The 19,186-nt window shown below is 66.2% G+C and carries 14 protein-coding genes; 9 read left to right on the top strand and 5 right to left on the bottom strand.

Going from position 1 to position 19,186, the window contains the following annotated elements; all coding sequences use genetic code 11:
• The first annotated feature begins 68 nt into the window (after nt 1–68).
• Entirely contained in the window at nt 69–1,220 is a 1,152-nt protein-coding gene (locus tag IG08_RS0108965) for an EcsC family protein (RefSeq protein WP_030598544.1), read from the top strand.
• A gap of 51 nt (nt 1,221–1,271) precedes the next feature.
• Here IG08_RS0108965 and IG08_RS0108970 read toward each other — a convergent pair whose 3' ends face one another.
• Both IG08_RS0108970 and IG08_RS0108975 read right to left on the bottom strand, forming a co-directional pair.
• Entirely contained in the window at nt 1,272–1,457 is a 186-nt protein-coding gene (locus IG08_RS0108970; protein ID WP_030598547.1) for a DUF397 domain-containing protein, read from the bottom strand.
• Complete coding sequence (locus IG08_RS0108975; RefSeq protein WP_030598552.1) at nt 1,454–2,326, bottom strand: helix-turn-helix domain-containing protein; 873 nt, start codon at nt 2,324–2,326, stop codon at nt 1,454–1,456. The genes IG08_RS0108970 and IG08_RS0108975 overlap by 4 nt, the downstream gene beginning before the upstream one ends.
• 162 nt (nt 2,327–2,488) lie before the next feature.
• Between IG08_RS0108975 and IG08_RS0108980 the strand changes: the two genes are divergently transcribed.
• Both IG08_RS0108980 and IG08_RS55720 read left to right on the top strand, forming a co-directional pair.
• Nucleotides 2,489–2,932, top strand: a complete 444-nt coding sequence (locus IG08_RS0108980; protein WP_030598556.1) for an ATP-binding protein — start codon at nt 2,489–2,491, stop codon at nt 2,930–2,932.
• 50 nt (nt 2,933–2,982) lie between these two features.
• On the top strand, nt 2,983–4,233 hold the full coding sequence (locus IG08_RS55720) for a PIN-like domain-containing protein (RefSeq protein WP_267964962.1): 1,251 nt from the start codon (nt 2,983–2,985) through the stop codon (nt 4,231–4,233).
• Between the two features lie 84 nt (nt 4,234–4,317).
• Here the strand turns inward: IG08_RS55720 and IG08_RS0108990 are convergent, their stop codons facing one another.
• Entirely contained in the window at nt 4,318–4,473 is a 156-nt protein-coding gene (locus IG08_RS0108990) for a hypothetical protein (protein ID WP_199820829.1), read from the bottom strand.
• Between the two features lie 504 nt (nt 4,474–4,977).
• On the opposite strand from IG08_RS0108990, the gene IG08_RS56865 reads away from it, so the two are divergent.
• From IG08_RS56865 to IG08_RS0109010, 3 genes are all read left to right on the top strand, one after another.
• Nucleotides 4,978–8,658 (top strand): N-6 DNA methylase, encoded by a 3,681-nt coding sequence (locus IG08_RS56865; RefSeq protein WP_158812195.1) that lies wholly within the window; start codon nt 4,978–4,980, stop codon nt 8,656–8,658.
• Between the two features lie 358 nt (nt 8,659–9,016).
• Nucleotides 9,017–11,125: an AAA family ATPase gene (locus tag IG08_RS0109005; protein WP_030598569.1), complete on the top strand. Its 2,109-nt coding sequence runs from the start codon at nt 9,017–9,019 to the stop codon at nt 11,123–11,125.
• Nucleotides 11,118–12,365 (top strand): McrC family protein, encoded by a 1,248-nt coding sequence (locus IG08_RS0109010; protein ID WP_030598571.1) that lies wholly within the window; start codon nt 11,118–11,120, stop codon nt 12,363–12,365. Before IG08_RS0109005 ends, IG08_RS0109010 begins: the two co-directional genes overlap by 8 nt.
• A 337-nt stretch (nt 12,366–12,702) precedes the next feature.
• On the opposite strand, the gene IG08_RS0109015 is transcribed toward IG08_RS0109010, so the two are convergent.
• Nucleotides 12,703–13,248 (bottom strand): PIN domain-containing protein, encoded by a 546-nt coding sequence (locus tag IG08_RS0109015; RefSeq protein ID WP_030598574.1) that lies wholly within the window; start codon nt 13,246–13,248, stop codon nt 12,703–12,705.
• Nucleotides 13,245–14,507 carry a helix-turn-helix domain-containing protein gene (locus IG08_RS0109020; protein ID WP_234342833.1) on the bottom strand — a complete coding sequence of 421 codons (1,263 nt, stop codon included), beginning with the start codon at nt 14,505–14,507 and terminating at the stop codon, nt 13,245–13,247. Before IG08_RS0109020 ends, IG08_RS0109015 begins: the two co-directional genes overlap by 4 nt.
• A 183-nt stretch (nt 14,508–14,690) precedes the next feature.
• Here IG08_RS0109020 and IG08_RS0109025 point away from each other — a divergent pair, with 183 nt between their 5' ends.
• Genes IG08_RS0109025 through IG08_RS59995 form a run of 3 tightly spaced genes read left to right on the top strand, consistent with a single transcriptional unit; the run spans nt 14,691 to nt 19,170 of the window.
• Nucleotides 14,691–17,087, top strand: coding sequence for an AAA family ATPase (locus tag IG08_RS0109025; protein ID WP_030598580.1), 2,397 nt, complete (start codon nt 14,691–14,693; stop codon nt 17,085–17,087).
• Nucleotides 17,084–17,491, top strand: a complete 408-nt coding sequence (locus IG08_RS0109030; RefSeq protein WP_052424554.1) for a hypothetical protein — start codon at nt 17,084–17,086, stop codon at nt 17,489–17,491. The genes IG08_RS0109025 and IG08_RS0109030 overlap by 4 nt, the downstream gene beginning before the upstream one ends.
• A gap of 41 nt (nt 17,492–17,532) precedes the next feature.
• Nucleotides 17,533–19,170, top strand: coding sequence for a coiled-coil domain-containing protein (locus IG08_RS59995; protein WP_052424555.1), 1,638 nt, complete (start codon nt 17,533–17,535; stop codon nt 19,168–19,170).
• Nucleotides 19,171–19,186: the final 16 nt, after the last annotated feature.

The following is a 19,186-nucleotide window of genomic DNA, read 5'->3' on the forward strand; positions in this document are numbered from 1 at the left end:
CTCTCGATGACCGGACCTGGCGAGTCACCCGCTCGTGCATCACCATCCACGCCCCAGGGGGGACGACCATGAGCAACCCTCACTACCCGCAGCAGCCCGATCAGCTGCCCTCGGACTACGAGCTCGACGCATGGCGTGCCGTCCAGCAGTTCAAGGGCCGCCCGCTGTCGCAAGGGATGAGAAACGCCGGCGAACACGTGGCCAACGGCGTCGCGGAGTTCGGCAAGCGTGCCGCGAAGCAACTGGAGAACCACCCGCGGGCCAAGTCGGCAGTTTCACGTGGACAGCAGTTCGTCGCCAAGGGCGCTCAGAAAGTCGGCGCCGGAACGCGCAAAACGGCCGACGCCCTGCCGGACTGGAGCGGCACTGCCGTTCAGTCCATACAGAAGACGCTGGGGCGGGCCTCGCGAGCGGGCCTGTCCCCCAAACGCGTGGTGGCGCTCCACAAGAAGCGCGGGCACGACGTCGCGTCCCTCCGTGACCTGCGCCGCCTCGACCTCGAACAGGTCGACGCGGTCCGTGGACGGGCGGCGAGCTGGTACTTCCCGGCCGCCGCAGCGCTCTCGGGAGCGGGCGCGGGACTTGTGATCTCTGGAGGAGAGCTCGTCATCGCCGCCTCCGCCGGTGCCGCCGCAGCGCCTTCGGGAGGTGCGATCGCGGGCGCTTTCGTCGCCGATGCCGCGGTCGTCCTCGGACTCGCGTCCCGCGCCGTCGGCCAGGTCTCGCTGTTCTACGGCTATGACCCCGAAGAGCCCACCGAGAAGCTCTTCGTGATGTCTGTCGTCAACGTCGGGACGGCAAGTTCTGCCAGCGCCAAGAACGCCGCGATGGCAGACATCTCGCGCCTCACCCAAGCACTCTTCCGCGGCAAGTCGTGGGAGCTCCTGAACGAAACGGTTGTCGCCAAGGTCTCCTCGCAGTTCGCGAAGGCATTCAGCTTTCGCCTCACCAAGAAGGGACTCGGCAAAGCCGTACCCGCAGTCGGGATCGTCGTCGGAGGCACCCTCAACTGGACCACTCTGGAGGGGATCGTCGACGCCGCCGAGATGGCGTACAAGCGGCGGTTCCTCCTGGAGAAGTACCCGCACCTCGCTGACGAGGAGGCAGCCGGATCGTTTCCCGACACCAGCCCTGACGGCCCGGACGTCGCGGACGACGCCGACGAGGAGATCAGTCTGCTCGATGAGATAGCCGAGGCGGGCGGACCCGACCTCCACTGACCCGGTGTCCCGGCGGTGAACGTGACCACGCGACTGCCGGGACGACTCAGCTCAGGAACGCACCGCGAACCCCACGAACCGCGACCACTCCTCACGCCCGACCGCGAAGTGAGGGCGCGCCACATCCTTGGAGTCCCGTACGCAGATGGCTTGTTCGGTGACGGCGATCTCAACGCAGTCGTCGCCCTGGCTGCCGCTGTAGCTGGACTTGAACCAGGCGAGTTCCGTCGTGCTCATAGCTCTCCTCGCAGTCGCTCCAACAGGCCCCGCGAGTCTTGGGAGTTCAGGGCCTGCGAGCGCAGTGTGTCATAGCGCTGCTGGAGGAGGCTCACCTCTTTCACGTCAGTGATCAGCCGTCCGTTCTGCTGGCCCTCGGAGTAGGCAAACCGCCGTCCCTCCCGCGTCTCCAGGAGCTGTACGGGCCCATCCAGACACGCATGCAACCCGCCTTCCAACGGCACGACTTGAAGCGTCACGTTGCGCGGCGCGCTGTGCTCCAAAACGTGGTCGAGCATGGCCCGCATCTGCTCCGCGTCCCCGAACCGACGCCGGAAGACATGCTCCTCGACGATAAAACTGAACGGGACTGTCGGCCGCTCGTGCAGCATCCTCTGCCGCTCCAACCGCACGGCCAGCAACGTCTCCAACTGCTCGTCCGTGACCACCGGAATGGTGCCCTCGAACACCGCCCGCGCGTATCCCTCCGACTGCAACAACCCCGGCACCAGCCGACACTCATACGTACACAGACTGACCGCGATCCTCTCCAGCCGAGCCCACCGCCGGAACCAGGCCGCCAGCCCCGCCTCCCCCCGCGTAAGAAACTTCGCCGACTTCCGCAGCGCCCCCGTGTTGCCCGTCACCTCCTCCCCCAGCTCCACGAAGGACTCATCCGGCATCCGGCGTCCCAACTCCACGGACTCCACCGTGTGTTTGGAGAACCGGACCCGGTCCCCGAACTCGGCGCGGCTGAGCCCGGCGTGTTCACGCAGGGCCTGGACGACGGCCCCGAAGGTCCGCAGACTGTCGGAGGGGTCGGGCTCCCGCTCCACGTCACCGGCCGTCAGGTCATCGTCGTCGTCCAAGCTCCCCGTACCGTCGTTCATACGCGGCCACCTCCAGGTGCGTACGTGCGCTGTTCCCCGCGATCGACTCACCCAGGGTGACGGCAAGATCGCCGTACCGTCTACAGAACGTCCCCGTACGCTGACGCACCGTACGGGCCGAACCCCTGGAAGGCGCCCCCACACGCCCGCCACGGTTGCCCCATGAACGCCCCCAAGCCCCAAATCCCGGTTACCGTACACACTTTCGCCCAGCGGCTCTCCTCCACCCGCCGCGGCGCCCGCCTCGCCCGACTCCTCACCGTCGAGCGGCTCCAGGCGTGGCAGGTGTCACCCGCCGTCACCGAACGGACCGAGCAGATCGTCGCCGAACTCGCCGCCAACGCGGCGCTGCACGGTCGTGTACAGGGCCGCGACTTCCAGGTCGCCCTCACCCTCGACACCGCGACCGGCACCGTCCGCGTCTCGGTCACCGACGCACTCAGCGAGCAACTCCCCTCCCTCCGCGCGGACTTCGAGACTCCCGTGGACAGCGAGTCGGGCCGCGGCCTGCTCCTGGTCACCGCCCTCGCCGACCGCTGGGGCACGGAGTGCTACCCACCCTCGGGCAAGTCCGTATGGGCTGAGGTGGGTTCCCGGTCGGGCTGAAGTCCGTACCCCAAGAGGTCGGTTGGAGAGAAATCCCCGGTCCGCATCTGCTGAACGTTTACGACGCGGTACGGTCCGACAGGTGGACGCGAAGGGGCGCACAGCCCTCTTCGCATGCGGGACACTCGGGGGGCCCATGGCGAAGGACACGACGGCCGGAGCGGACAAGCCGAGGCATCTTTGACGACTTCGGAGCTCTCGGAAACCGCCTCTGGGTTCCTCACCAGGTGCTCACGGAGTTCTGGCGAAACCGTGAGACCACCATCAACGACGCGCGGTCGACCAGCGCCAAGGCCGCGCAGGAGATGACTGGGCACGCCGTGTCTGCGGCGCAGACACTGCGCACCTGGGCGAACCGGGTGGCCTTGAGCGACGAGGAATTCGATAGTCTCCGCGACCGGGTGACCGAGATCTTCGACGAAGTGCGCAAGAAGATCAACGAGGTCGGCGAGGGCGAATGGCAGAGCATCACCCATGACACGAACGCCGATCCGGTGATCACCGGGCTGGAGCGCGCACTGGTCGGCCAGGTCGGCGCACCCTTTACCGCCGAGGAGCACGTCAAGCTCGTCGAGGTGGGGAAGAGGCGCGTCGAGCAGCGCATTCCACCGGGGTACATGGACGCCAAGAAGGACGGCGACGGGGCAGTCGGTGACTTCTTGGTGTGGGAACAGCTCCTGCGTGAGGCATCCGGCCGCCGATGCGACGTTCTTTTCGTGACCGCGGACGCAAAGGAGGTCTGGTGGCGGAGGGAACGCGGTAACAACAGAGGTCCGCGGTCCGAGCTGACCGCGGAACTCCGGGCGCGAGGCGCGGGGCAACTGTTCCTGCTGTCGCCCAAGAACTTCCTCGAAGTCGCTGCCCCGATCCTGCCGTTCAGTCTCCGGGACGGCTCCGTCAAGGACATCGAGCGGGTAGAACGCATCGAGTCCGAGGACACCCACGGCGGCTGGACGGCCAAGGCCATCGACGAGCTCTTCCACGGGCTGTCATATGAAGGCTATGGCAATCGTGTCGACGTCATCCGCTACGCGGCCGAGATGGACGGCCACGTGGAGGCGATGTCCGTCTACAACATCTGCGACTACGACGACGATCGCACCCTGAAGGGTTTCACCAAGCCGATCAACCGGATCAGCGGCAATCTGCAGGACCGGGGACTGATCTCGGACTCCGCAGTACCGGTTCTCAAGGCGGAGTACAAGAACGGTCCGGGCCGCGCCTCCGGCTTCAGGGTCCACTCCCTCCTCGTCCCGCTCATCAACGGCCTGGCGGACGATGACGAGGACGAGGACGAGTAACACTCCGCCGGCGGGATCGCGTCACGTGAAGTAGTAGCGCACCCGGCTGGCGGGGCAGACCGCGGCCGCCTCCCAGCAGTATCCCTAGGCCACCTCGCCGTACGGAAGCAACAGCGGTTCCAGCTCCGGACACAGCCGGTCGGCGTCGCCCAGAGGCAGCTTCAGCGACGCCCACCGGATGTGGACACTCCACGTTGCCAACTCGGGGAAGACCGACAACCGCGGAACCAGGTCTCGCATGACGAGCTCTTCGCAGAACCGAGCCAGACCGGGAGCCTTGAAGCACCTGCTCGGGGCACGCGACCAGGTCGCTCCAATGTCCGGGAAACGCGCGTTTGACGATCCTGGAACCTGCGCAGAGATAGGGAAGTACCACGCCTGGTCTACTGGGGGGCAGATGGCTAAGCGCGCACTCACTCCCGACGGGGACGGTTCAACGGAGATCCTTTTAGAAGTGCAGCCACGGTCGGTGTCGGGAGACCTCGCACCACGGGTGGCCGTGCCCGAACAATTCCAGCGGCGGGCCGGAGAGATAGCCGACAGTGTGGCGCAGGTGGCGGATCAGTTCCGTTCGCGACTCGAGACTGCCCTGCGACGACCCTCCGACTCAGGCTGGGCGGTCGAGTCAATCGAAGTCGGCTTCGACCTTTCAGTGCAAGCCGACGTCGGGGTGATCATCACCAAGGCGACAAGCGGAGCGACCTTCTCCGCGCGACTCACCCTGAAGGCACTTCCGGATTCCCCGTGACGCTCGCGATCGGGCGACTCTCGGACGCCGTAACGGGCGCTCCTTTGGGAACTGTTTTCGCGGTGACGGATCGCTTTGCCCTGACAGCCTTCCACTGCGTCGGCGACCGCATGAACAAAAAGATCACCGTCCGTCGGCTGCGGTGCACGTGGGAGCAGAGCGTAAGTGACGCCACGGTACATAGTGGTGACCCTCTCAACGACGTGGCCCTGATCCGTTTGAAGAGGAAGTTACCGGCGGGCCTCTACCCCGTTCCTGTCGTAGCGGAAGCACCCGTCCATGCACCGTTCCGTGCTCCCGGAGCGCCTCATGACATCCAAGGTGTCTCTCTCTTCGCAGCCTCGGGCCAGGTCACATGGTCAAGCAAGCGTCTGGAGGACGGAGCCCACGTCATCCAACTCGCCTGCTCGGAAGCGGACAAGCTGTCTATGCACGGACTCAGCGGTGCACCCGTCCTACTAGGTTCGCCTCCACGCGCGGCTGGTGTGATCCGGTGGAACGAGCCACGACGTGACAACCCCGAACTCGCTGCGGGCTCCACATTGTTCGCGGCCCCTTTCACCGCCATCATCGCGAAGTGGCCGGACCTCATTCCGCCCGCAGTTGATGAAGCCGAGACCCGCGCCCTGCTGGAACGCCTGACGAGGCCGATAGGCTCTCGCACTGATGTCGCGATTCGTGACGACATCAGTCGATTATTAATGGTGTCTGGTCTCGACCTCAATGAGCATGACATCAGCGCCTCTGAGGAGCTCGGGCATCACAGCAAGGGATCCCTCTACGTCACATGCAGCTCGACTGTCATCCAGGCGAGAACGGACGTTTGCGACGCGGCACGCGCCGCCGCAGAGCACGACTTAGAAGAGACTCTTGCTCTGTACGCGCGCCGAAGCGGCCGACGACACATCGGCCTGATGACCGATGGCGTCACCTGGCACTTGTACCACCGGGCCGACGGCCGACTCCACCATGTGGAAACCGCGACCTTCTCGCCCAAGAAGTCGTCCAAGAAGGATGCTGACCTAATCGCGTGGCTGGAATCTGTACTCGCTACGAGGCAGCAGATCGAGCCCACTCCGGATGAGATCAACCGCAAACTCGGAGCGGCCAGCCCAGCCTATGCTCTCGACTCAGCGGAACTCAAAGAAATTTACGCCCAGTGCCGCGATCTTCCGGTGGTCCGACTCAAACGAGACATGTGGGCCAACCTCCTCACTACAGCATCAGGCACCAGATTCACCGACGACGACACGCTCTTCGTCGATCACTCACTGCTCGTTGCAATGGCCGAAGTTATTGGCCATGCCGTAGTCGGTTTCCCAATCGAATCCCCCGAGGTCGACGCCAAGGCCATCATGTCGGGCAAATTCTTCGCACAGTCCCAAGTCGAAGGCGTGGTCGAGTCCGACTTCTTTGACTGGATCGTTCATGTTCCTGCCGGCGAACAATTCATTAAAGATCTGGCCCGTAGACTCACCCGCTTCGCATGGGGGCAGGTAGAACATGACGTACTAAAAGGGCTCTATGAGTCAATTATCCCCGAGCATATCCGACACCGCCTCGGAGAGTACTACACCCCGGACTGGCTAGCCGAAGAGATCGTGGCTTCCTGTGTTCAGGATCCACTATCCGAACGGGTCCTCGATGCAAGTTGTGGAAGCGGAACATTTCTTTTCCACGCCGTGCGCACCTATATTGCGGCCGCTAAAACAGCGGGAAAAAGCGACATCGACATCATCAGTGAGGTAACTGAACACGTCTTCGGCTTCGACATCCACCCTGTTGCCGTGACCCTGGCCCGAGTGACTTACCTGCTCGCCATCGGTATGGAGCGCCTACGCACCGTGGGGCGTCCGGCATTCGCCGTTCCAATATATCTGGCCGATGCGCTTCAGTGGGGCAGAGAATCCCCCATGTGGCGCGACGATCTTCGGATCCCAACAACTCTGGACCACGAAACTTTGGTGCATGATCCCGAATATCGCAAGACACTCGACCCATCCGATCTCCTTCAGTTTCCCGAAAGTCTGGTGTCGAACGCTGGAAAATTCGATCAGCTTGTTACGGAGTTTGCCGATAAAGCCACCAGTCGCGAACGGGGATCTCCAGCCCCCTCCCTTGTCGGAACGTTCCGGAGGTTTGCTGTCGCCCAGGAAGATCAACCCATCCTGCAGCAGACGTTCACCGTCATGTGCCGATTGCACGATGAGAACCGAGATCACATCTGGGGCTACTATGTCCGCAACCGAGCCCGTCCACTGTGGCTGGCTCGCCCGAACAACCGCGTTGACGTCCTTGTTGGTAACCCTCCGTGGCTCGCCTATCGGTACATGACGGAGCCTCAGAAAACGGTCTTTCGCAGCATGAGCGTCGAGCGGAAGCTTTGGGTGGGCCGCAACGTGGCCACCAACCAAGATCTGTCCGCGCTCTTCGTAGCTCGATGTGTAGAGCGATACCTACGCACCGGTGGACGATTTGGTTACGTTATGCCGCTCGGCACCCTTGACCGAAGTCAATACGCAGGGTTCCGTGAGGGACAGTTTTCCGTCAAGGCAGAGACGGTGAATGTCGCCTTTGAGCGCCCATGGGACCTTCAACAGGTCAGACCAAATTTCTTCCCTCAGTCCGTGGGCGTCATCTTCGGTAAAAGACAGAGTCACGATAAGGCTTCTGTGCCGCTGCGCCAGTCCCCGACATGCTGGATTGGTAATTTTGCAACACGAACAGCAACTCGGGCTGAAGCGCTGGAAAACACCGTTCGAAGGGCCCGGGAATCTACGCTGGACGCCACGACAGCACACAGGTCACTCTATGCGTCCCGATTCTATCAAGGTGCCAACCTTGTGCCGCGCTTCCTCTTCGTCGTAGACGAGAATGACAACGGGCCACTTGGTACCGGTGGCGGCCAGCAATCAGTGTCGAGTCGACGAAGCCCTTTTGAGAAAACCCCTTGGAAAAGACTTCCATCGCTCCACGGAACAGTCGAGCGAATTTTCATTAGACCGCTGTACCTAGGCGAATCCATCTTACCGTTTCGAACTCTTGAGCCGATGCGAACTGTAGTCCCTTGGGATGGAATACGCCTCCTCGACAGCAATAATCAGGATATCGAACACTATCCAGGGCTTGCAAACTGGTGGCGCCAAGCAGAAAACGTTTGGACCCAAAACCGGTCGAGCGAACGATTATCACTGACCGCCCAGCTCGACTATCGAAGCAAACTGACCCAACAATTCTACACACCAGGGCACCGTGTCGTATATACGAAGAGTGGGCTGTACTTGGCCGCCTCGATAGTTTCCACGCCGCAGGCAGTAATCGATCACAAACTGTACTGGGGTTCGGTAACTGATCTGGACGAGGCCCGCTTCCTGGTGTCCATCCTGAATTCCACGACGCTCACCAATCTGGTCCGCCCCTTGCAGGGGCGAGGCATGCACAATCCTCGCGACTTCGACAAGTACGTATTCAAGCTTCCCATTCCGGCCTTCCAGCCCTCCGAGACCACCCACCGACAGTTGGTTTCCCTATCTGAGCGGGCCGAGCGAGTTGCCGCAGGAGTCACTCTCACGGCCGCTCGATTCGAAACTCAACGTCGTCGGGTCCGCGAGGCCCTGGTTCAAGACGGAGTCGCGGCAGAGATTGATGCCATCGTGGCGACACTCCTGAGCAGCTGACCCGCGGCAGCCCCCACAGCCAAGGCCACTTCGCAAGGAGAGTCGATCATGGCCATGAACCGTGGGAGGTGTCACCCCGAGTCACCGAGCGAGCGGAACACATCATCGCGGAGCTGGCCGCCAACGCGGCGTTGCACGGTCGCGTCCGCGGCCGTGACTTCCTGTTGGCACTGACGCTGGACGAGGTGGGCGGCGCGGCGGTCGTCCTGCACGAGGCCTCGTCGCCGCGGCGCCCACTGCCCGGAAGCCCACCTCGCCATGCTGAGCATCGTGCCAGCCACCTGAGTCCCATGCAGGAAGTCGCCCAACCTCGTCGGGCGATGGGAACGCCACCTCGCGCTCCGGCATCATGGCCTCCATGACGATCGGGGTGGATGTGCGCACGGCGGCGGCCGAGTTCGACCGGACCGCCGTGGCGGACATCGAGTCGGCTGCCGAGGACGAGCGCAAGCAGGTGCTGGCCCAGTTTCCCTTGGAGGAGTGGGCAAAGCTGCCGCTGGAGCGCTACGCCCTCGGGCAGGGCTCGCCGCCCGGGTCGGGGCCGACGTACTGCCGGCTCATGGAGTTCGGCACTCCCCACCTGGGCAGCATCAAGGGCGGCAGTGCCGCGAAGCACATCATGTACCACCACAACTCCGGCGAATGGCGGCTGGCCGCTCCGCTGAGGGGTATGGACCCGCAGGACGCGTGGGCGGAACTGCGCGGACAGTTCGTCCGGGCCTTCGACGCCGTCGGGGCAGGAGACTTCGAGGCTCTGGACGACCTCGAAGTGCTGCGGTATGGGCCGACGTTGGTGACGAAGTCCCTGGCAACCTACTTCCCGCAGCACTTCCTGCCAATCTACGCGGCCGAGCATCTGCGGACGTTCGTCACGCTGCTCGGCGGCGAGGCGCGGGCCGGCGTACCTGCCTCGCGCACAAACCAGCAACTGCGAGAACTCGTGCGTAGCCGTGAGGAGTTCGAGGGCTGGACGGGACAGGAGGTGATGCGCTTCCTGTACAAGCACTTCAATCCCCGGCAACGCACCATCTGGAAGATCGCTCCCGGCGAGCGCGGCCGTCTGTGGGAGGAATGCCGGGACGGCGGGTTCATCTGCGTCGGGTGGGACGAGCTCGGCGATCTCGGCCAGTACCAAAGCGACACGGAACTGAAGCAGGCCCTGGACGCGCACTGGCCGCGGAGCAGTGGCGGCAGCCTGACCCTGGCCCGCCGGCTGCTGGCCTTCCGGGACCTGGAGGCGGGAGACCGAGTCGTCGCCAACCGCGGGACGGACGAGATCCTGGCCACCGGCAGGGTCGACGGGAGCTACCGCTACGACCCGGAACGGCCGGAGTTCCACCACGTCATCCCTGTGGCCTGGGACCTCTCCCACGCGCAGAAACTGTCGAAGCCCCAGCACGGGTGGCGGTCCACCTTCGCCAAGGTCGACGCGTCCCTCTTCGCCCGGTTCACCGCACACAACGCCGACTCCGGCTCCAACTCCGTCCCGGGTACAGGCCAGACGCAGGCGGCCACGCCGGTCGCGCTGCCCGAGGACGTGCAGGCCGTACTGGACGCCCTGGAGCGCAAGGGCCAGGTGATCCTGCACGGACCGCCCGGGACGGGCAAGACCCGGCTCGCGCTCGGCGCCGCCCTCGCCCTGGACGGGCGCGCGGACGTGCTCGGGGCCGACGCCCGCCAACGTGCCGAGGCGCAGGCCGAGATGCTGCACGGCGACCGTGTCAGCATGGTCACCTTCCATCCCTCCTACGGCTACGAGGACTTCGTCGAGGGCTTCAAGCCGGACCTGAGCGCCACCGGCCCGGGGCTCACCCTCGCTCTCACGGACGGCCTGTTCCACAGCCTGTGCAGTCGGGCCGCCGCCCATCCCGACCAGACGTTTCTGCTGGTCGTCGACGAGATCAACCGCGGTGACCTGCCGCGGATCTTCGGCGAGTTGATCACGCTCCTCGAACTCGACAAGCGGAACCTGCCGGTCGCCCTGCCCGTCAGCAAGCGACGCTTCTCCGTACCGCCGAACGTCCGGGTCATCGGCACGATGAACACCGCCGACCGGAGCATCAGCCACCTGGACGCCGCGGTTCGCCGCCGCTTCGCGTTCCTGCCCGTGGGCCCGGACCCGGACGCGGTTTCCGGGACCGTCGGGCCTCTGGACCTGGCCGCGTTCTTCGAGTCCCTCAACACCCGCATCGCCTGCCATCTCGACGCCGACCACCAGATCGGGCACGCCTACCTGCTGCGCGACGGTGAGCCGATCGCCACCGAGGAGGATCTGTCCGCGGCCTTCCACCACGAGGTGATCCCGCTCCTGGAGGACTACTGCCTCGGCCGGGCGGAACTGCTGCACCGTATCCTCGGCGGCCTGGTCGACGCCGAGACCGGGCGTCCGCTCCTCATGCCCCCGCAGGACCTGGCGGACGCGCTGGCGACCGAGTTCACCAGCGGCGTTCCCGGCCCGGATGCCTGACCGCACCCCGGTCCAGCTCGACGAGTACGAGTCCGCCCCGCTGGAGCCCGATCAGCTCACTCCCCGGGACGTCGACCGCCTGCACGCCCTCCAGGCACGGGGCTGCGTCACCCTGACCAGGGAGCGCAACGGGTGGCGGCTCAAGGCCGACGCGACCGTCGGGATCCTGGTCCTGGACCGTGTCCGCGTGGTCATCGCACCCAAGTTCGCCATTCCGGGAGAGCAGCTCATGAGCTGGCTCGCCTACGCCCTCGGCACGCCCGTCCCGGCGACGGCCAGGCGGTGGGCCACCGGCCCCGACGGTTACGCCGACCTGGTCGCCGCCGCCCTGCTCGAAGAGTGCGAGCGGCTGCTGCGGGAGGGACTGCGCCGGGATTACGTACGCCACCGGAGTGTCGAACCGGTGCTCCGGGGACGCCTGGACGTCGCCGCCCAGGCCACCCGCCGCTACGGGCAACTGGACCAACTGCACGTCCGCACCTTCGACCGGGAGGCAGACATCTGGGACAACCGCGTTCTGGGGAGCGCGCTGAACGCGGCGCTCACCCTGACCGCCAGTCCCGACCTTGCGCGCGCCCTGCACGGCGCCGCCGGCGCCTTTCCGCAGGCCCTGACCCCGGCCGCGGCGCTCCGCGCTCTGGACCGTACTAACTACACGCGCCTGAACGCCCGCTACCGGCCCGCCCACACCTGGGCCCGCCTGCTGCTGCGCGGCGGAGGCGTGACCGATCTGCTCACCGACCACGGCACCAAGGCGGACGGTCTCCTGCTCGCCATGCCCGCCCTCTGGGAAGCCGTCGTCCGCCGTCTCGGCACCGAGGCCGCCGGCGTGCATGGCGGCCACGCCGTGCCCGGCGGAAGCGGCGTCGGCATCACAGTCCGCGGAGACCTGGGCAGCGCCTCGACCTTCCGACCCGATCTCCTGCTCAGCCTTCCAGGACTTCCAAGACAGGACACGGCACATCGCAGGCTGCTGCCCGTGGACGCCAAGTACAAGCGCTACGACCGCCACAGCGTGAACGCGGCCGACGTCCACCAGCTCCTCACCTACTGCAGCGGCTACGCGGCCGCCGACGCCCCGATGGCCGTCATCGTCCATCCCCAGCCGGGCGGTCATGCCCAGCGAACCCTCAAAGTGCGCAGCCCCAAAGGCCTGTTGGGCAATATCCACGTCCTCGGTGTCGACACCCGCACCACGCCTGAGCAGGCGGCGGCCTGGATCGGCTCAGTACTGCGCTGACCACCATGACGAGGGCCGGTTCGTCCAGCAACGCTCGGGTCAGCCCGGGGCTGGCTTTCCCCCTCGTGGTGGGACGGTCACTACCAGCGCACCACTCCGCACTCGCCCCTCCTCCCCTCGGACACCTACTCGGGTATGAAGACCGAGGGCAGGAACCCCGACTGGTCCTATCTGTAGGGCACCCGCCTGAACACCAACTTCAGGACCGTGCGCCGGGAGACGTGGTCGCCGAGGTCAACAAGAAGAGCGCCGAACCGTGGGCCCGTACACCGGTGAAGGTCAGGCAGATCCTGCTCGCCACGGGCGCGCACACCGGGCCACGTATACCCTCGCGGTTTCAGCGCAACAGATCATCCGCTCTGTGCGGAACACCTCGCAGGTGACGTCCGGCCTGTTCCATTCCCAGGAGGAGGCCGTGGCCGTCATCGGCCATGACCAGGCCCTCCACGACGGCTTCGCGCATGATGTCGACGGTGTCCTTGACGGTGATGCCCTTGCGGCGCGCATAGTGGCCCGCTTCGCCGTCGTCGGTGATCCACACGGAGCTCGCGAATCCGCTGCGCTGCTCGATGACCACGAGCGTCTCCGCCTCACCCAGGTGTTGCAGGGGCCGGGACGGGGAGCCCGCGAAGACGACACGGCGGACGCGGTCCACCAGGGTGGTCTCGGCGGGGTCGTCGATCTCGATGGGCTCGCCGAGCCAGCCGCCGGCGGTCACCTGACTCAGCTTCGGCCAGTACCGCGTCGACTGCTCGGCCTCGGCCGCGACGGCCTCCGTCCAACGGCCCCGGCCGTCAAGGACCTTCTCCAGCAGGGTCAGACGGTCGACGGCGGCGAAATTGCACAGCACAGTGTTGTCGGGGAACCAACAGTGGCGCGTCATGGCTGGTAGACCAGGTCCCCTTCATCCACGTCAGTGCTGAACGACGCGCCCTCTTGCGGAGCCGGTTCGGGTTCGAGCGCCTCGCGAATCCTGTCGACGTCCATGCCTGTGTATGCGGCCAGCGGACGCAGGGTGGTGTCCCCCGCGAGGTATGCCTCATACAGCAACTGGGCCGGGCGGAAAGGCAATCGCTTGGCCTGCGACCACGTGGCACGGGCCTCGAAGAGGTCGCTCTGTCCGGTCAGCCAGTGGCAGTCCTGCGTCGTGAGCCCGCGCAGTCTGTCGGCCGTCCCGGGGGCGATGACGCCCAACTGCGCAAGCCGTGCCGCGAGAGCGCTGGGAGACACCTGGAAGCGCACGACCAATGAGGTGAGTTGCTCGTCCGTGAGATCGCCTTCCCTCACCTCTGCGTCGATCTCACTCCGGGGCATCAGGAGATTCGCGGCGAACACGTTGGCACGCACCTCGGTCAGGTCCCTCTGGCGCCCCGGGGACAGTTGAGTCTCTGTCAGCAGGTCCTGGGCGTCCCTAGCCAGAATGTGCCCGAGTTCGTGAGCGAGGGTGAATCGCTGGCGGGTCGGCACTTTGGTTCGCGCGACCATGACGAGTCGGAATCCGTCCGCCTGCCAGGCAGCGCCGTCGATTCCATCGGGCAGACCGATCTTCGCCACGTCAACACCAAAAGTGTGCTCCAAAGCATGGAGCAGATCGGCGGTGTCCAGGCCGCCGATCGCTGGAGTGCCTGCGGCGGCGAGTCGGGTGAGTGCGTCCTCTGCGAGAGTCACGCCCTGGTCGACGTAACGCTTGAGGTCCGGGCGGACAGAGGGCAACTCCGGCAGTTCGGGCGACAGGTCCAGGAGCTCCAGCACCTCGTGCGCCGTGGTGAACCTTTCGACGAGGTCCTTGAGCCTGTCGAGGCTGTGCTCACCGACCGCGGGCGCGCTGGTGCGGGCCGCGATGGCGGGGCGCAGCGGCTCACGGCCGGTCAGCAGCCAGTCGACCGTGGTGTTGCCGAACTCCGCGATCCGGGCGAGATCGAGCGACGTGAACCTGCGGACACCACTGAGGGACTTCGACAACTTGTCGGGAGTCAGCCCGATGCCCTCGGCGAACGCCGACTGGTTGACCGAGGCTTCGTCCATGACCTTGCGTACACGGTCCGTCACAGTTTCGCCCATGAGTTCACCATACGAGCGAGATGCGAAAATCGCAACACAGGCGGCCGCGACTCCGGGCACTGACACGTCGGAGACCCCCACGCGAGCTCGACAGGCAAGACCTTAGAACATACGTACACACCCCTAGTCGCTGCAGATTTCATAAGCACGTTGACAGTGCTAACAGATGCACGTCATGCTCGTACCCACAACGGCGCACCGTCCCCTGGCGACACCTCGGGCACACCCGCCGCAGCCATCCAGCGCACCCGAGGAAGCCGAGCCATGAGCGAAACCGCCCTGCGTGATCTCCTCCTCGCCCGCCTGCACGAATCCGGGCTGTCCGCGGAGGAACAGGCCCAGCTGCGCGATCTACTGCCCGCCCCGCAGGAGCGGAGCGGCGGCCGCTCCGGAACCGTGTACATACGGTCCATCACCGCCGCCGGCTGGCGCGGCATCGGGCCCGCCGCCACTGTCCAGCTTCATCCCGGACCCGGACTGACACTGGTGACGGGCCGCAACGGCTCCGGCAAGTCGAGCTTCGCCGAGGCCGCGGAAATGGCCCTGACAGGCGACAACTTCCGCTGGCAGGGACGCACTCAGGTGTGGAAGAAGGGCTGGCGCAACCTCCACGAGCACTCCTCGCCCGAGGTCGCTGTCAAACTCTGCTTCGACGCCGGCAGTGACGGCTCCAAGGAGCCCGTGACCGTACGCCGGGTCTGGCACGGCGAAGGGCTTGAAGAGTCCCGTACCGTCGTCGAACAAGCCGGAAAGCCCACCGGTGAAGACCTGCACGACGTGATCGACGCCGAACAGTTGTCGCTGTACCGGCCCTTCCTCCCCTACGCCCAGCTCGGAGCGGTCATCAACGGGCCGCTCACCACCCTGCACGACGAGATCTCCCGGATCATCGGCCTCGAACTCCTCAGCGACACCGACACGGCGGCCCGGGCTCGGGCCAAGACCCTCACCGAGACCGAGAACGCGGCCAAGGCCCTCACCGCCACGGTGATCAAGGAGCTGTCGGAGGTGGACGACCCGCGCGCCGCGGAGGCGGTCGCCGCTCTCTCCGGCCGGAGCCCCGACCTCGACGTCGTCCGGGCCCTGCTGAAGGGCCACAGTGTCGCGGACGAGACGCACCTGTCCCGGCTGCGCCGACTGGCCACTATGGAGAGTCCGGACCACCAGACGGTCACGAAGGCCGTGGCCCGGCTGCGCTCGGCGGCCGCCGTGGCCGACGACGCCCGTCATGGCTCCGCCGGGGACGCCCGGCAGCTGATCAAGCTGCTTGAGGCCGCGCTGGAACACCGCCGCCGCCATCCCGGCATCTCCGACTGCCCGGTCTGCGGCAGCACGGATCTTCTGGATCGCACGTGGGCGGAGCGGACGCGCGCGCAGGTCGAAAGACTCCAGGCGGAGGCAGCGGACGCCGAGGCCGCGCACCGCGAACTGGCTGCCGCCGTACGAGAGGTGCACGACCTGATGCAGCCTCCTCCTGCCTGGCTCCAGGCCGACGAACCCTCACTCGCCGCGCTCTGGCGCGATCTGACGGCCTGTCGCGCCGTACGGGAACCGCGTGAGCTGGCGGACCGGGCGGAACGCGCCGCGGCCGTCCTCAGTGACGCTTGTCTCCAGGTGCGCGACGCCGCCGCCGGCCGCATCACGGCGCAGAACGGGCGTTGGCAGCCCGTAGCGGCACGGCTGTCCACGTGGCTTGGGCAGGCGGAGGCCGCGCACGCAGCGAAACCTGTCGCCAACCAGGTCAAGGCGGTACGCGCCTGGTTGCGCGCACTCACTGACGAGTTGCGGGACGCCCGGTTCAAGCCGTTCGCCGACCAGTCCGGGCAGATCTGGCGGCTGTTGTGCGAGCGCAGCAGTGTCTCGCTGGGTGCGATCGGGCTCACAGGCGTCGGTCCGCAGCGGCAGGTCAGTCTTCCCGTCTCCGTGGACGACGCCGACGCGCCCGCCTTCGGCGTCATGAGCCAGGGCGAGCTGCACTCACTCGCCCTCTCCCTGTTCATCCCGCGCGCCACCCACCAGGACAGTCCGTTCGGCTTCGTGGTCATCGACGACCCAGTGCAGTCCATGGACCCGGAGAAGGTGGACGGCCTCGCCAAGGTCCTCGATCTGTACGCCCAGCACCGGCAGGTTGTCGTCTTCACCCACGACGCCCGGCTCGGGGAAGCCATCGAGCGCCTCGGCCTGCGAGCCACGGTCATGGCCGTCTCCCGGCAGCCCGACTCCGTCGTTGAAGTCGTCCCCGTCAGCGACCCGGTGAGCCAGGCGCTGGACGAGGCGAGGGCCGTCGCCCTCGACCCGCACCTGCCGCCGGAGGTGGCCGACCGGGTGCTGCCGTCGATGTGCCGCCTCGCCGTGGAGGCGGCGTACCAGGGCACCGCCCGGCGCACCCTTCACGAAGCGGGGCTGGAGCAGAGCAGGATTCAGGAGAAGGTCACCCGGCCCGGTCCCCTCACCGGCCTCGCCGCGATCGCGATGGGCATGGAGGGGGCAGGACCGGCCGACGTGCTGGACGCGATCGCACGCGATCACGGCGCCTCTGCACGGGACTTGATCCGGCTGCTGAACCAGGCCTCCCACCAGGCTCCGACCACTCCTGTCGGCGACCACCGTGATCTGGTCAGGCGTACGGAGCGGCTCGCCAAGGCGGTGCAGGCCCGGTGACCGGTCGCACCCAGTCCTCCGCGCCCCGTGATGGTCTCTCCACGAACGCTCTCGTCGCCGCCGCCGACCACCTGCTCAACCCACCGGGCGACACCACCCTCACCCCCGGTGTCCGAGCACGCGCCGCGGCGATGCTGCTCCGTCTGGCTCTCGACGAGACCCTCGACGCCTACTGGCAGACGGTCAGCCCTCGCATGACCCGCAGCCGCGGTCGCACCCGGATGCTCTGCCTGCAGTGGTACGTCACCCCCTCCGTCGCCCGCCAGTGGTACGCCGTCTGGTCCGACCTCAGCGCCGCCTGCCATCACCACACGTACGAACTACCACCCACACCCGCCGAAGTGCGGGCCTGGCACCAGGACGTGAGTGAACTGCTGCGAGTCCTGGCTGCAGGCGGAATCTGAGTCCCGAACCGCTCTACCCCACGCACGTGAGGAGCCACACGATGGACGCTCGCCGCTACCGCATGGTGGTCACCAGCCAGGCCGACTACGTGCGGACCGGGGCACTGGTCGACAAACAGTTGCGCGGCTGGCTCAGCCAACCACCGAAGACGTACAACATCGATGCCTTCGTCGAGGGCCGCAACGAGATAGCCCACGGGGTTACCCTCGACCACGACTCGGTCACCGCCGCGACCGGCACCTACGGCCGTTGGCGGCTCCGGGAAACCGCGCCGGGCGGCACGTGGCAGACCACCGTGGTGACGCGGCAGATCACCGACGAACCCACCTGGGTGCAACTAGACGTCGAACACCTCCCTGACGACCCCGACGCCATTCCCGTACCCGCCAAGACACCCCGGCTGGCCAAGAGCCTGCTCGACGTGCTTGACGCACGCGACGGCCGGTCGGACGTGACCGCAATGCCTCAGGTCATCGAGGCCGAGGACGTCGAATCCGTCATCGACGAACTGTGCGACACCAACCGACGCCTACCCGTCGTCATGGCAAGCACACCGTACGGAGTGGACTTCGACGCCTGGCTGGAAAGGACGGTCGACCCTCTTGTCCGCCCCCTGGCGGGGCTGGCCATTCTCTACATCCTCACGCCGGGCGCCGAGTCGGCCCTCAACCGGGCGCTGGAATACCACCGTGTCTACAACGGCGGCATCCGCACCTACCTGCCCGGAGTCGACCCCGCCTGGCCCGCCGACGGTCAGCGGCACCGTGTGATGTCCAAACGCCTGATCACCGAGAGACCGCAGCAGGCCCGCCGCATCCTGGCGCAGCTCCCGCAGAGCCTCGCCACCCGTCTGCCGCTGCCCGACGCACTGGACTCCATACCCGTCATGCGGACGCGGGCCAGGGACGGTGTGGGCAGTTCCGAACTGGAGCGGCTGCGTGACGAAAACGATGTCCTGCTGGAGATCCTTGAGGAGGCGGGGCGCGAGCAGCGTGTCAGGGCCGACGAGATCAGCGACCTCAAGCGTGAACTCCGCCAGGCGGAGACCAACGAGACCCAACTCGTCGTCGACCACGACGAGCAGTACAAGGAGCTTCACAAGGCCAAGGCGCAGGTCCGGGAACTGCAGAAGCGGCTGCTGGAGCTGGGCGCCGGAGAGCAGGCGTACGCGCCGGTGGATCTCTCCGCGAACGCGCCCACGTCATTCGCCGAGATTCTGGACCGGATCGATGCCATGCCGCGCGTGCGCTTCACCGGACGTCGCAAATACACCCTGGAGCTCGACGACCAGGCATACGGCTCATCATGGGTCCGCATGGCCTGGGACGCCCTGCTGGCACTCCAGGACTTCGCCGACGCGGCCTCGGCCGGAAAGGCGAACTGCGACTTCAAGCAATGGTGCGCCGACGCACCCGAGGGGTCACACGTCATCTCACCCCACAAGGTCGTCCGGGACGAGTCGAAGACAGTGAAGACGAACAATGCCTGGCGCAAAACGCGGACATTCCCGGTTCCCGACGGCGTGCATCCGGACGGCAAGGTCTTCATGGGTGCCCATCTACGCATAGGCGGTGGCAACACGGTCGCGCCTCGTTTGCACTACTACGACGGGTCCTGCATCGAACGCGGGATCCTCATCGGCTACATCGGTCCGCACCTCACCAACACCTTGACCTGAGGTGGAAGGCGGCCGC

The organism is Streptomyces fulvoviolaceus, assembly GCF_000718165.1.
Classification (GTDB): domain Bacteria; phylum Actinomycetota; class Actinomycetes; order Streptomycetales; family Streptomycetaceae; genus Streptomyces; species Streptomyces fulvoviolaceus.

Excerpts from the sequence above, each read along its gene's own strand:
- IG08_RS0108965 (WP_030598544.1), top strand. The coding sequence starts at position 69 with ATGAGCAACCCTCACTACCCGCAGCAGCCCGATCAGCTGCCCTCGGAC.
- IG08_RS0108970 (WP_030598547.1), bottom strand. The coding sequence starts at position 1,457 with ATGAGCACGACGGAACTCGCCTGGTTCAAGTCCAGCTACAGCGGCAGC.
- IG08_RS0108975 (WP_030598552.1), bottom strand. The coding sequence starts at position 2,326 with ATGAACGACGGTACGGGGAGCTTGGACGACGACGATGACCTGACGGCC.
- IG08_RS0108980 (WP_030598556.1), top strand. The coding sequence starts at position 2,489 with ATGAACGCCCCCAAGCCCCAAATCCCGGTTACCGTACACACTTTCGCC.
- IG08_RS0108990 (WP_199820829.1), bottom strand. The coding sequence starts at position 4,473 with ATGCGAGACCTGGTTCCGCGGTTGTCGGTCTTCCCCGAGTTGGCAACG.
- IG08_RS0109005 (WP_030598569.1), top strand. The coding sequence starts at position 9,017 with ATGACGATCGGGGTGGATGTGCGCACGGCGGCGGCCGAGTTCGACCGG.
- IG08_RS0109010 (WP_030598571.1), top strand. The coding sequence starts at position 11,118 with ATGCCTGACCGCACCCCGGTCCAGCTCGACGAGTACGAGTCCGCCCCG.
- IG08_RS0109015 (WP_030598574.1), bottom strand. The coding sequence starts at position 13,248 with ATGACGCGCCACTGTTGGTTCCCCGACAACACTGTGCTGTGCAATTTC.
- IG08_RS0109025 (WP_030598580.1), top strand. The coding sequence starts at position 14,691 with ATGAGCGAAACCGCCCTGCGTGATCTCCTCCTCGCCCGCCTGCACGAA.
- IG08_RS59995 (WP_052424555.1), top strand. The coding sequence starts at position 17,533 with ATGGACGCTCGCCGCTACCGCATGGTGGTCACCAGCCAGGCCGACTAC.